This is a genomic window from Pseudoneobacillus rhizosphaerae, assembly GCF_917563885.1.
Taxonomy (GTDB): Bacteria; Bacillota; Bacilli; order Bacillales; family Cytobacillaceae; genus Pseudoneobacillus; species Pseudoneobacillus rhizosphaerae.
The window spans coordinates 230188-242792 of the sequence record NZ_CAKJTG010000005.1; the positions used below are offsets into that span (position 1 = coordinate 230188).

14 protein-coding genes are annotated in these 12605 nt (G+C 35.0%); 2 read left to right on the forward strand and 12 right to left on the reverse strand.

Annotation, left to right across the window (positions count from 1 at the left end; genetic code table 11):
• Positions 1–4: 4 nt before the first annotated feature.
• From rsmH to LRP83_RS06040, 8 genes are all read right to left on the reverse strand, one after another.
• Positions 5–937 (reverse strand): 16S rRNA (cytosine(1402)-N(4))-methyltransferase RsmH, encoded by a 933-nt coding sequence (gene rsmH / locus LRP83_RS06005; protein WP_230495770.1) that lies wholly within the window; start codon positions 935–937, stop codon positions 5–7.
• Between the two features lie 48 nt (positions 938–985).
• Positions 986–1417: a division/cell wall cluster transcriptional repressor MraZ gene (gene mraZ / locus LRP83_RS06010; protein WP_230495771.1), complete on the reverse strand. Its 432-nt coding sequence runs from the start codon at positions 1415–1417 to the stop codon at positions 986–988.
• A gap of 278 nt (positions 1418–1695) precedes the next feature.
• Positions 1696–3330 (reverse strand): bacillithiol biosynthesis cysteine-adding enzyme BshC, encoded by a 1635-nt coding sequence (gene bshC, locus LRP83_RS06015; RefSeq protein ID WP_230495772.1) that lies wholly within the window; start codon positions 3328–3330, stop codon positions 1696–1698.
• A gap of 91 nt (positions 3331–3421) precedes the next feature.
• On the reverse strand, positions 3422–3808 hold the full coding sequence (locus tag LRP83_RS06020) for a DUF3397 domain-containing protein (RefSeq protein WP_230495773.1): 387 nt from the start codon (positions 3806–3808) through the stop codon (positions 3422–3424).
• A gap of 14 nt (positions 3809–3822) precedes the next feature.
• Positions 3823–4701 (reverse strand): 2-dehydropantoate 2-reductase, encoded by an 879-nt coding sequence (locus LRP83_RS06025; RefSeq protein ID WP_230495774.1) that lies wholly within the window; start codon positions 4699–4701, stop codon positions 3823–3825.
• A 128-nt stretch (positions 4702–4829) separates the two neighbouring features.
• A complete protein-coding gene (locus tag LRP83_RS06030) occupies positions 4830–6368 on the reverse strand; it encodes an acyl-CoA carboxylase subunit beta (protein ID WP_230495775.1) in 1539 nt (512 codons plus the stop codon).
• A gap of 24 nt (positions 6369–6392) precedes the next feature.
• Positions 6393–6605 carry an acetyl-CoA carboxylase biotin carboxyl carrier protein subunit gene (locus LRP83_RS06035; protein WP_230495776.1) on the reverse strand — a complete coding sequence of 71 codons (213 nt, stop codon included), beginning with the start codon at positions 6603–6605 and terminating at the stop codon, positions 6393–6395.
• A 23-nt stretch (positions 6606–6628) separates the two neighbouring features.
• Complete coding sequence (locus LRP83_RS06040; RefSeq protein WP_230495777.1) at positions 6629–7960, reverse strand: acetyl-CoA carboxylase biotin carboxylase subunit; 1332 nt, start codon at positions 7958–7960, stop codon at positions 6629–6631.
• A gap of 224 nt (positions 7961–8184) precedes the next feature.
• Here LRP83_RS06040 and LRP83_RS06045 point away from each other — a divergent pair, with 224 nt between their 5' ends.
• Positions 8185–8637 (forward strand): N-acetyltransferase, encoded by a 453-nt coding sequence (locus tag LRP83_RS06045; protein WP_230495778.1) that lies wholly within the window; start codon positions 8185–8187, stop codon positions 8635–8637.
• A 95-nt stretch (positions 8638–8732) separates the two neighbouring features.
• Here LRP83_RS06045 and LRP83_RS06050 read toward each other — a convergent pair whose 3' ends face one another.
• The 4 genes from LRP83_RS06050 to LRP83_RS06065 form a co-directional block, all read right to left on the reverse strand.
• Positions 8733–9359: an RsfA family transcriptional regulator gene (locus LRP83_RS06050; protein ID WP_230495779.1), complete on the reverse strand. Its 627-nt coding sequence runs from the start codon at positions 9357–9359 to the stop codon at positions 8733–8735.
• A gap of 92 nt (positions 9360–9451) precedes the next feature.
• The gene (locus tag LRP83_RS06055; RefSeq protein ID WP_230495780.1) at positions 9452–10216 is read right to left on the reverse strand and encodes an enoyl-CoA hydratase/isomerase family protein; all 765 of its coding nucleotides are present in this window, start codon (positions 10214–10216) and stop codon (positions 9452–9454) included.
• Positions 10217–10293: 77 nt separating this feature from the next.
• Positions 10294–10467, reverse strand: coding sequence for a 50S ribosomal protein L32 (gene rpmF / locus LRP83_RS06060; protein ID WP_230495781.1), 174 nt, complete (start codon positions 10465–10467; stop codon positions 10294–10296).
• Between the two features lie 85 nt (positions 10468–10552).
• Positions 10553–11083 carry a YceD family protein gene (locus tag LRP83_RS06065; protein ID WP_230495782.1) on the reverse strand — a complete coding sequence of 177 codons (531 nt, stop codon included), beginning with the start codon at positions 11081–11083 and terminating at the stop codon, positions 10553–10555.
• Positions 11084–11246: 163 nt separating this feature from the next.
• Between LRP83_RS06065 and LRP83_RS06070 the strand changes: the two genes are divergently transcribed.
• Positions 11247–12464, forward strand: a complete 1218-nt coding sequence (locus LRP83_RS06070) for a nucleotidyltransferase (RefSeq protein ID WP_230495783.1) — start codon at positions 11247–11249, stop codon at positions 12462–12464.
• The last annotated feature ends 141 nt before the right edge of the window (positions 12465–12605 follow it).

Genomic DNA, 12605 nt, shown 5'->3' on the forward strand with positions numbered 1-12605 from the left:
ATTTCTATACTTTTTCTGCAATTCGAAGCTTCGCCGAACGAGCGCGGTTATTCTGTTCTAATTCTTCTTCAGATGGAAGAATTGGTTTTCGAGTAATAAGCTTTAGTTCTGGTTCATAGCCTGCTGGAATGACTGGCATTCCAGGTGGAAGCTCTGGACCTTCACTTTCCTTTTTAAAGGTTACTTTACAAATCCGATCTTCAAGAGAATGAAAGGTAATAACACTAATTCTTCCCCCAGGATTTAATATATCAATGGCTTGCTTTAGTGATTTTTCAAATACAGCAAGTTCATCATTTACAGCGATTCTAATTGCTTGGAATATACGTTTCGCAGGGTGTCCACCTTTTCTTCTCGCTGGCGCAGGTATTCCATCTTTAATTAATTCCACTAACTCAAAAGTCGTTTGAATAGGTTTTATCGCTCTTGCTGCTTCAATTTTTCTAGCTATTTGTTTAGAAAACTTTTCTTCACCATATTGGAAAAATATTCTAACTAAATCTTCATACGCCCAATTATTGACGACATGGAAAGCTGATACTTCCGCTTCATTATCCATGCGCATATCTAATGGAGCATCATGATGATAACTAAACCCACGTTCTGGTGTGTCTAATTGCGGGGATGAAACCCCAAGATCATAAAGGATCCCATCAACTTTATCTATGCCTACTTCTTCTAATCCAGCTTTTAAATATAAAAAGTTTCGTTTAATAAAAGTAACTCGAGCTTTGTATTTAGCTAATTTATCTTTAGCGTGATTAATGGCTGTCTGATCTTGATCAAAGGCAATTAATCTCCCTTGGTCAGATAAATGAGAAAGAATGAGCTCACTATGTCCAGCTCCTCCTAAGGTACAATCTACATAAATACCATCTGGTTTTATATTTAAACCAGCAACCGTTTCTTTTAAAAGCACTGTTGTATGTTCAAACATCTGTATATCTCCTTTTCGAATCAAGCTTTTTTGAGCACGGAAATTTCATTATATATCAAACCCAATCATATTTTCTGCAATTTCCGCAAAAGATTCCTCTGACTCATTAAAATAGTCTTCCCAAATCTGCTTACTCCAAATTTCAATTCGATTGGACACACCTAAAATAACACATTCTTTATCTAATTTTGCATATTGAAGTAGTGGTGTCGGTATATTAGTTCTTCCTTGTTTATCAATTTCACTTTCTGTTGCACCAGAAAAGAAAAATCGTGTAAATGCTCGGGCATCTTTTTTCGTTAATGGGAGGGCTTTAAGCTTTTGTTCAATTTCCTTCCACTCACTTAATGGGTAACCAAATAAACACTGATCCAACCCACGAGTAAGTACAAATACTTCCCCAAGGTCATCACGGAATTTAGCAGGCACAATCAGGCGGCCTTTGCTATCAATGTTATGATGGTGTTCACCCATAAACATACCCAATACACCCACTTTCTAACTAAAATGTACCACAATCCCCCACTTTCCTCCACCTTTTTTTAATAATTCGCCTTAGTGATTAAAATACCTGCTAGCAAGTGGAAATATTTTATCTGGAAACACATAAAATATGTGGGGATCTTTTTTACCGCTAACTTGAATTTTGGGCTTTCGTGGGCACAATCGGCGACTCTATTTCACTTCTACAGACATTTAGCTTGATGTTTCACCACAAAAACAAAAAACCCCATCTAATATAGACAGGGTCAAAAGATTTAAAGCTTAACCACCTTATGCAATCCATCAAACTCAAATGGCAAGCTTAATAAATCATCAATCATAGTAAATCCATATTTATTGAGAAAATAGAATACATTCCAAATTCTTTCTTGGGGAGCACCATTGGGACGAAGCGAATTTTCAATTCGATTAAATTTTTGAAAGGTATTCGCATGCCTATGCTGAATGGAATTATCAATCCTCGTTTGCATAAAATCAATCTGTTCTAGTAGTTTCATTTCGTTTTTCGCCAATAAAGGTAAAAGCCCACGATCTAGGTTAGCAAGCTTCGCCTCAATTATTTTATATTGTTGGGAGACTTGATCTTTCATTTGAACAAACTGTTCCGCTAGCTCTGCGTCTTTTACCGAAGTAAAAAAGGTTTCTACAGCTGAGGCGGTACCATTTCGTAATACTTCCTCAATCGTTAAATTTAAATCAACTATATCGCTGTCTACCGCTCTTTCGACAAAGGTTAAGTTTAATCTTGGTACGATAGGGGGCATTTTCATTTCAAAGATTTCAAATACTTGTTTTAACTCAGCCCAATAGGCGATTTCCCCAGGTCCAGCGATAAAAGCAAGGGTTGGAAATAACGACTCTTGCATTAAAGGTCTTGTAACCACATTATTACTTATTCTCTCAGGAAACTCATTTGCCAATTGAAAGAGCTCATCAAAAGTAAAGGTGACAGCTTTATTTTTACTTACAAACAATTTGCTTTCAACATGATACTCGAGTAACAGTCGCTCATTAAACTTTTCCTCATAATAAAAAAGATTTGCTGATTGAAGTGAGGCATCAATCGTCAATGGGAAACCATGTTTTGATATTTCTCTTTGTTGATTATGTAAAGCATAGGATATCTCATTATGTTTCTCGATTTGCCTCAGAAAAATATCCTTCTCAATTTTTCTTAAATCAGCATTACCTGAATCAACAATCAATAGTCCTTTTTCCTTAAATAATTCCATAATAATAAACGCAAAAAAGTCTACATAATTTCTAGAATTATTTACTGCTTTCTGGATAAAAGTTTGAACTTCCTGAGTATATTCTGCCTCCCCAAGCATTTCGATAACTTCCTTTGCCCAATTGAAACATTTTTCCGAGTCCAACTCTATATCTGAAACCATTTTCTTTTGAAGCATTTTTTCAGGGTATACTTTTTTTACTAGTTTCTGTTCGAACGGTACAAAAAGATGATTTACCTCATGGTAATCGTGATCCTCTCCTGCAATCCAAAATATCGGAACAACAGGTATGTTTAATTGTCTTTCCTTTTCTTCTGCAAGTTTTATGATCGAAATGACTTTATGTATACTATATAATGGTCCAGTTAGAATTCCAGCTTGCTGTCCACCTATTACGACTGTACTTTGCGGTTGTTTAAATTTTGCAAGAGATTCTACAACCTTAGCTGACGTTGGAAAAGGTTTCATAAACTTCTCAATATGATCAGCTAATACGTCTCGTGGAAATGCTCGATTTTGTAATTCTACTATTCGATCTAAATCTTGAGCATGATTTCCATATCCGTAATCGAAAAAAGACATGATTTCAGACTCTTGTTGTAAATAACCGGATGCGAAGCGATTAGTAGCAGGTAACGAGAGATTTAAAATCTCCATTTATTAACGTCCTTTCTTTTGAAAAACACTTTTTCTTGAGTATAACATTGTTAAGGTAATCTTAAAAAAACTTTGCTTGAAATTTGAAAATTTATAAATGAGAAGTGATTTTTTGGAAAAGCCCAAATATGGTTAATGCCAGATAGGCAATAAAAAAAACGAGAAAACAAAAGCGCCAAAACCCTTTGAAACAGCGTGAAAACACAATTTCCCCTTTTAGTTTCCAATTAATAATTACAAAGATAATAGCACAAGTGAATAGAAAAATAAAAATAGCCCATAAAAACGATTTTTCCCATATTACAAGCACAAGAAAATGAACTGAAAGAATAAAGAAAACCGTACTATAATCAAGAGCAAATTGAACGGCTCTTCGATGATTTTTGGTTAGTAGTTTACTAATAACAAAAATGAGAATATAAACAAGAATTGGTACTGTAATAAATGTAGCAATTAAAGATGATATGATGCTAAGCATGTGTTCTATCTCCCCTAACTTTCACTCCCTTTAATAAAGTCATACAGCATCTGGCAAATAGGAGCTTTTATCTTCTTCCTCTCGGCTTCCTCTAATATAAACCCAATGATCGAATCTACTTCTGTTTGATTATTTTGTTCGATGTCTTTTAACATGGACGAACGATTGGCGGATGTTCTTTCACAAACTTCTAATACCAATTGGAAATAACCTCCCTCATCGTCTAAGTTTAAAATTTCCGCGATTTCCGCAAATAAGTTTCGAACCACTCGTAAATAATGCTCATTTTGAATAATTTCCCCATTTGTAACCCTTAGAATTGAAGTAAGCGGGTTAATGATTGCGTTAATAACGAGCTTTTTTATTAACATTTGATAATAATCAGCCTCAAAAACTACTGGGAAACCATGAATGAGAAATAGGGAATTCGGAAGAGTGTTACTTCCTTTAAACAAAGCTAGCTTAGTTTGACCGATTCCATTATGCTCCACTGTATATGGATTACATTTAAAGGCACCATGTTCTACAGTGCTTACATATATAGTTTCTGAATTAAGAAGCTCTAATAACTTTAGATGACCCATACCATTTTGGAGAAAAATGAAGTCCGTTTTTCCAGTTTGCTTCTCTATTAATTGCTTCATAATAGTCCTTAAATGATATTGTTTGACGGCAATAAAAGTTAAGTCTTCATCTCCATGCCAATTTTCAAAGGAATTAGTCTTTATTTCTCTTCGAAGGGTTTGCCCGTTATATTTTAATTGAATACCATTTTGACAGATCGCATCTGCCTGTTCCTTAGTTCTTGTATATAGTGTTACTTCATAATATTCGCTTAAATAATAGCTAAATAATAATCCGATAGAGCCTCCACCAATAATACCGATTTTCATTTTAATCCCTCTTTCAAATACACTCATCTATATTTTACCAAATAAGAGCAACACTTGTATTTACTAAAATAAAAAAAGAGAGACCCGTATTACTACTCATGCGGGACCCTCTATAGAAAATATTAATTTTAAACAGGATATACTGGATGCTTTCTAACGCTAAATAGTATTTCCTTTGATTCGTACAGTCCAAAACGATTTATTAATACATTTCTTAACTCTGAAGGAGCAACAATCTCATCAACAATTAATTCGGATGCTAGTTTATAAATATCAATATGTTCTTTATATTCCTGATGTTTTTCTTGAACATATGCTAACCTTTCCTTTGAATCGGTAATTTCATTGATTTTATTAGAATACACCGCATTGACAGCCGCTTCCGGTCCCATTACGGCAATTTGTGCAGTTGGAAGTGCAATACAACAATCTGGCTCAAATGCTGGGCCAGCCATTGCATAAAGACCTGCACCGTATGCCTTTCTAACAACAACAGAAATCTTTGGAACGGTAGCAGAGCTCATAGCTGCAATCAGCTTCGCACCATGACGGATAATGCCTGCTCTTTCTACTTTAGTACCTATCATAAATCCAGGTACATCCGCTAAAAATAACAAAGGTATATGGAAAGCGTCACATAGAGTGATGAATTTCGCCGCTTTATCAGCTGAATCTACAAACAGTACTCCACCTTTAACCTTAGGTTGGTTAGCAACGATCCCTACAACTCTTCCATCAATTCTTGCAAACCCTGTAATTAACTCAGGTGCAAATAGCTTTTTAATTTCATAAAAGCTATTTGCATCAATTAGATTATCAATACACTCATACATATCAAAAGGTGCATTCTGGTTTTCGGGAATAATGTCTTCCAATAGACGTCCTTGTTTAGGTATAATTGCTTCCACTTTTGCTGGCTTTTCTTTAAAGCTGGCAGGGAAATAGCTTAAATAATTTCTTGCTGATAGAATTGCTTCCTCTTCACTTAAAACTAATTGGTCACCACATCCACTGATGGAACAATGCATTCTTGCCCCACCCATCTCTTCTAGTGTTACTTTTTCACCAATTACTTTTTCCGCCATCCTAGGTGAACCTAAATACATAGAAGCATTTTTATCAACCATGATAACGATGTCACAAAAAGCTGGGATATAAGCTCCACCGGCAGCAGATGGGCCAAATAAAATACAAACCTGCGGAACCATTCCTGATAATTTAACTTGGTTATAGAAAATTTTACCTGCACCTCTGCGGTTTGGAAACATATCCAGTTGGTCTGTTATTCTTGCTCCAGCTGAATCAACTAAATAAAGAATAGGTACAGTTAATTTTTCAGCAACCTCTTGAATCCGAATTATTTTTTCGACAGTACGTGCACCCCATGAGCCAGCTTTAACTGTAGAATCATTCGCCATAACACAAACTGTTTGTCCGTTTATTTTGCCTATAGCAGTTACAACACCGTCAGCCGGAAGGTCTCCTGCTGAATAATTTGCAAACTTACCATCCTCTTCATATTCCCCATTATCGAAAAGCTTAGCCAAACGGTCACGAACGAATAATTTATTTTGCTCTTTTTGCTTTTCATGATATTTTGGGTGTCCACCTGCTTCAATCTCTTGTCTTTTGCTGAACAATATGTCATTAGGTGTTTTCGTTGTCATGCTTCTTTCCCCCATATATCTCTATTATTCAATTACGACTAAAACATCGCCTTCATTAACAAAATCACCGATGTTTACTTTTACTTCCATTACTTTACCTGAAAAAGTGCTTTCAACCGGAATCTCCATTTTCATGGATTCTAAAACAAGAACTTGTTGTGATAATTCGATATTGTCACCTTGTGAAACAAGGATATTGAAAACGGTACCTGCCATCGATGCTGTAATTTCTTTCATGAATAGTTCCCCCTATTTTAATGTTATTTTTTAGTTGATAAAAATGCGGTAGTATAATTTCCCTTTTTGAAATCTTCATCTTTTAGAATTTCTTGGAATAAGGCTGCATTTGTCTTAATTCCTTCTAAGTTAAATTTCTCAAAAAAAGCTTGTGCATTTAATAGTGTTTCTGTACGATTCTCACCAAAAACAATACATTTGGCAATCATTGGGTCATAAAACGGGGTAACCACCTGACCACTCTCATATCCAGAATCTATTCGAGCATTTATAGTTATTGGCCATTCTATACTTGTAATTTTTCCCGGTGAAGGTAAAAAGGTAACAGGATCCTCTGCATATAGACGAAATTCAATTGCATGCCCATTACGTTTTATTTCCGGTTGTAATAATGGTAGTTTTTCTCCTCTAGCGACCAATATTTGCCATTCGACCAAATCTAATCCGGTGATGGATTCAGTTACTGGGTGTTCGACTTGTAGTCGAGTATTCATTTCTAAGAAATAAAAATTTTCCTCTTCATCCACAATGAATTCTATTGTTCCTGCATTTATATAATTTACTGATTTAGCAGCTAGAATAGCGGTTTCAAACATTTTCTCCTTTGTTTCTGCAGATAAAAATGGGGATGGTGATTCTTCTATCACTTTTTGATTTCTTCGTTGAACCGAGCAATCCCTCTCAAACATATGCACAATGTTACCGTAATTATCACCAAATACTTGTACTTCAATATGTCGGCCATTTTCTATGCATTTTTCAATAAAGACTTCATCTGAACCGAAGTAGTTTTTTGCTCTTGTCTTAGTTGATGTGAATGATTTAATGAGCGATTGCTCATCTTCACAGCGAATCATCCCGATACCGCCGCCTCCCCCACTCGCTTTAAGCATAACAGGGTAACCAATTGTTTTTGCTAGTTCACACGCTTCCTCTTCATTTACTACACCTAAACTACTTCCCGGTACAACAGGGACACCAGCATTCATCATCGTATTTCTTGAAACAATTTTATCGCCCATGAGTTCAATCGTTTTCGGTGAAGGACCGATAAATTTAATACCTTGCTCAATCACTTGGGCTGCAAAAGCTGCATTCTCTGATAGAAAACCGTACCCAGGGTGGATTGCGTCTACTTTTTCTTGAATAGCGATTTCCAATATTAAATCAGCCCTTAAATAGGACTTATTTACTGGTGCTTCCCCAATTCTTACCGCTTTTGTCGCTTCTTTTACAAACGGCATTTCACTATCTGCATCAGAGTAAATCGCAATGGTTTCTATGTCCATTTCTTTACATGTTTTAATAATTCTTAAAGCAATTTCTCCACGATTTGCAATTAAGATTTTTTGCATCTAATACCCCTTTCTTTCCAAGACAAAACATTGCCTATAGACTTATATTTAAGTCTAATTGACTGATTTTTTTCCCATCCCTATTAAGTTTCTACAAAGTTCTCCCTTTTTCCTGCTTTCATCGAAAACGCTTCCATTAAAATAAGTGAGAATTTTTGCTCTTTCTGTATTATAATGAATGGAGAATATATTTAACATTTATTATATATAGAGGGGGAATTACATTGCCTTTAGAAGTAAAAAAATTAAAAGTGAACTACAAAACTTTAGAGGAATTTAAAAAGTTTAAAGAATACGGTCTTCAAGAGTTATCAATGCTGGAGGATCTTGAAGCGAATATTATTGAAAATGATAGCGATTCACCATTTTACGGAATCTACTTCGGTAATAAACTAGTCGCAAGAATGAGCTTATATCAAGTAGATGCACGATTTGATCGTTATTTTAGCCCTACCCAGGACTATTTAGAATTATGGAAATTAGAAGTATTACCTGATTACCAAGATAGAGGATATGGTACAGCCTTAGTTAACTTTGCAAAAGGTTTTGGATTACCAATTAAAACAAACCCTAGAGTAAAATCCAAAGAATTTTGGGAGAAGCAAGGTTTCACATCTGTTCATTATGACATGCAACGCGATTTAGGTGAAAATCCATTAATTTGGGAAGCGAAGTAAACAAAAAAGGGGTCTAACTTTAAAATGTACCCTATAGAGTAGACGCTAAAGAAAATGTCTTTCTATTGGGTACATTTTACATCCAGACCCCTTTTTTATTTTTCAATTCGTTCTAAATTACCATTTTTATCCATTTGGAACTTCACTTTCGGCTGTCGTTCTTCTTCCTGAAGAACAACCATTTTTCTTGCACGTTCCATAATCTCAATTAATGAACGGTAATCATTTTCAATTGTTTTTAATTCAAGTGATAATTTTTCATTTTCAGATGCTAAATAATATACTTTTTTCTCTAAATCACTAATATTATCTTGCTGTTTTTTCTTTTCTTCTTTTTCTAATTGATAACTTTCCACTTGGTCATTTAAATCCGATAAGAAATCCATAACTTTCTGGAAAGAAATATTTGGGTCTACTTCTTTCTTTTCTATCTTTGAATTTTCAGGTAAACTATTTATCTCTTCTGGACTAGCTACTAGGCTTGTGACTTGTTTTTTCAATTCTTTTCTTTGTTTTTTAGCTATCTCAATACCAGATTTGTATTGCTTTCGGACATATGAGTTCCAACGAAACCCACATGCAGCAGAGGTACGTGATAATTGCTTCCCCACCTCTTCAAAAGCATGTAATTGCGTACTTCCTTCGCGTATATGCCTTAGCACAACCTCAGCTAACAATAAATCTTCATCTTGATTCCAAGCGTCTTGGCGTGTAGAAGTCATCTGTATATCCCTCCTAGTGTACATTAATACTCATACATATGCACTTACTAGAAAAGATAGACTGCTATAATCTTCCTCTATGTATAAAATAATTACATTTTTTTGTTTTTTAATAAAAAGCTAGTAACCTTCTGATGGTGGGCTTCTGATTGCCATAGCTTTGCACAGTTACTTACTTCCTCCTGAATTCTCTTTTGAAGATTCGTTTCCTCCCATTTCCTTACAACCATTTTTTTATACGCTGAAAGGACTTCGGTTTCAAGCTTTAACATCTTTTCTATGTAAAGCTGGCATGCTTGCTGCTGGTCCCCATCATAAAGTTCATTTAAGAAACCTACTGCCAATAATTGTTCAGAGTCATACAAATCTGCCGTCATTAATAGCTTTAACGCATTTGTTATACCAAGCTTTTCTAGTAATATGGATCCACCACCCCAACCAGTGGTGATAGCTAATTTACCTTGAATAAATCCAGCCTTAAGCCCTTTTCGTCCGATTCTAAAGTCACAGGCAGAAGCAAGCTCACAACCTCCTCCTACAGCTGAACCATTTAATATGGCTAATGTAGGTTTAGGATATGTTAATAAACGATATAAAATAGACGACATTTTAGACAACATTTGATATGATTCATTTTCTGTTTTTAATTGATGAAAAGCAGAAAGATCTCCTCCAGAGCAAAAAGCAGATTCTCCAGCACCAGTTATGACAAGAGCTTTATATGCCTTATCTTTACCCATATCAAGAAGCTTTTCTATACCTTCCATCACATCATAATTGATTGCATTTCGAACATCCTCGCGGTTAATCGTAAACAAAAGATAACCGGTTTTTTCTTCTATTATGTACGAATTCATTTTTCCACCCACTTATTTTATTAATGGGAAAAGCACAAGGGCAATAAGCCCTTGTGCTTTATATCCGAACGGAAAAATTAGTTGCTAACAACTTCTTTTCCTTTGTATGTTCCGCAAGCTTTACATACGCGGTGAGCTAATTTCATTTCACCACAGTTTGGGCAACCTACCATACCTGGAACATTTAATTTAAAATGGGTACGACGTTTTCTTTTTGCAGTTTTAGAAGTTCTTCTAAAAGGTACAGCCATTCTTCCCACCTCCTTAAAGAGTGTTTTAAGAAAGTATAAAGGCCAGTTAATACTGGGACTTCACTTTGCTTCTTGTTTCAACCGATTATGAATCGGAAGATTTGTTGTTATCAAAAAATTTTGCAAGGTCTGCTAAACGAGGATCTATCTTGTCTTGTTGATTTAGTTCGCTAATTACTTCCCATCCTTTTCCAGATTGGAGGGCGACTTCATCACCAGATACCGTTACATCGTCACAAAAAACTTGCATTGGAATTTCAAGTAAGAGGATTTCGCGAATGACTGGAAATAAATCAATCACTTCTCCGTTTACTCGATGAACCTCCTCATCTGTCTCAAAATCTGATCCAAATAAAAGAAAGGTTTCTGTAGTTTCAACATGAATTGGAAGATTCACATCAACTAAAGTTCGAGAACAAGGTAGAACTAAATAACCTTCTATCGTTAAATGAAAAGTTATTTTCGTAGAACTAATATCCCCACGACCTTTAATGAGGATTGGTGAAACGTCACGAATAGTTGGGTCATCTTTTTTGATGTCAACCATACTTACTGTTTCATCAATTAGAAATTCCTTATTTCGATATTTTTGTAACTGACTTAATGTCCATTTCAATTGAATCACCCCAAGGCAACAAAGGTAATTATAGCTTTGTAATAAATATTTGTCAATATTTTTTCTTTACACTATAATTTATTTATTCTTACGTATCTTAACTGATATTTCATTTAAAATCTAGTATTCCCTAATTACTATTTTCAATTAAAGGAGGTAAAACTTGAAAGCACTAGGTTTAATCGTTGAATATAATCCTTTTCATAATGGTCACCTATTCCATATTGAGGCAGCTAAACAAACTGTTATGCCAGATGTTGTCATTGCGGTCATGAGTGGGAACTTTCTTCAAAGAGGGGAACCAGCACTTGTTAACAAGTGGTATCGAACAGAAATGGCCCTATTGGGTGGAGTGGACATAGTAGTTGAATTACCTTACCGATTTGCTACTCAGAAAGCTGAAACATTTGCATTAGGAGCTGTTTCGATTCTAAACGCCCTAAATTGTGATTCTTTATGTTTCGGAAGTGAGGATGGGGATATTAACTCATTTCTGAATACTAGGTCCATGATTGAAGAAAATAATGAACAATTTCAACAATACATAAATAGATATATAAAATCGGGAATTAGCTATCCAACAGCTCTAAAATATGCTTTTAATGATCTTGCTCCAACAGATGAGATGGTCAATCTTTCCAAACCGAATAATATTCTAGGGTATCACTATATTGAAGCTATAGATAAGCTCTGCAGTCCAATTAAAGCATTTACAATTAAACGGAAAAATGCTGAGTATCATGATGAACATTTCGCATCAGAAACGATTGCAAGCGCAACTAGTATTCGAAAGGCACTTTTTTCAAATAAGGGAGATATTGACCGATTTGTTCCAATATCGACGAAAGATTTATTAATAAAATATATCGATGATTTTCAAGAATTCCATCAATGGGAGAATTACTGGCCACTACTTAAATATCGTATTCTTCATGCAGCAAATAGCGAACTTAAAGAAATTTATGAAGTGGAAGAGGGATTAGAAAATCGGTTTAAAAATGCCGCTATTCAATCCCAGTCCTTTCAACAATTCATGCAGTCCATAAAAACGAAACGTTATACATGGACTAGACTACAAAGAGCATGCTTACATATATTAACGAATACAAAAAAAGTGGACATGCTAACCCAAATAGAAACTCCCTCCTATTTACGTTTATTAGGAATGAGTGAAAAGGGACGAAACTATTTAAATCAACAGAAAAAATCCCTTCAGTTACCACTCATCTCAAAAGTATCATCCTTCCACGGTAATGGGAATTTAGATTTAGAACTTGATCTTAAAGCCTCGAAGCTTTATGCACTTGGATTATCTGAGCCCTATCAAACAAGGTTATTAGATTTAGACTTTAGAAAGCCACCTATCATCTTGAAAAGATAAATACAAAAAAGCACCTTTAATGAACTGCACCCCAATTGTTAGACACTATCTAACAGTTGGAGGTGCAGTTTTTTGTATGTCAAAATATCCAAGTGATATTAAATTAAATATTATTCAAAGCTATAACCCAAAAGTGTTTTC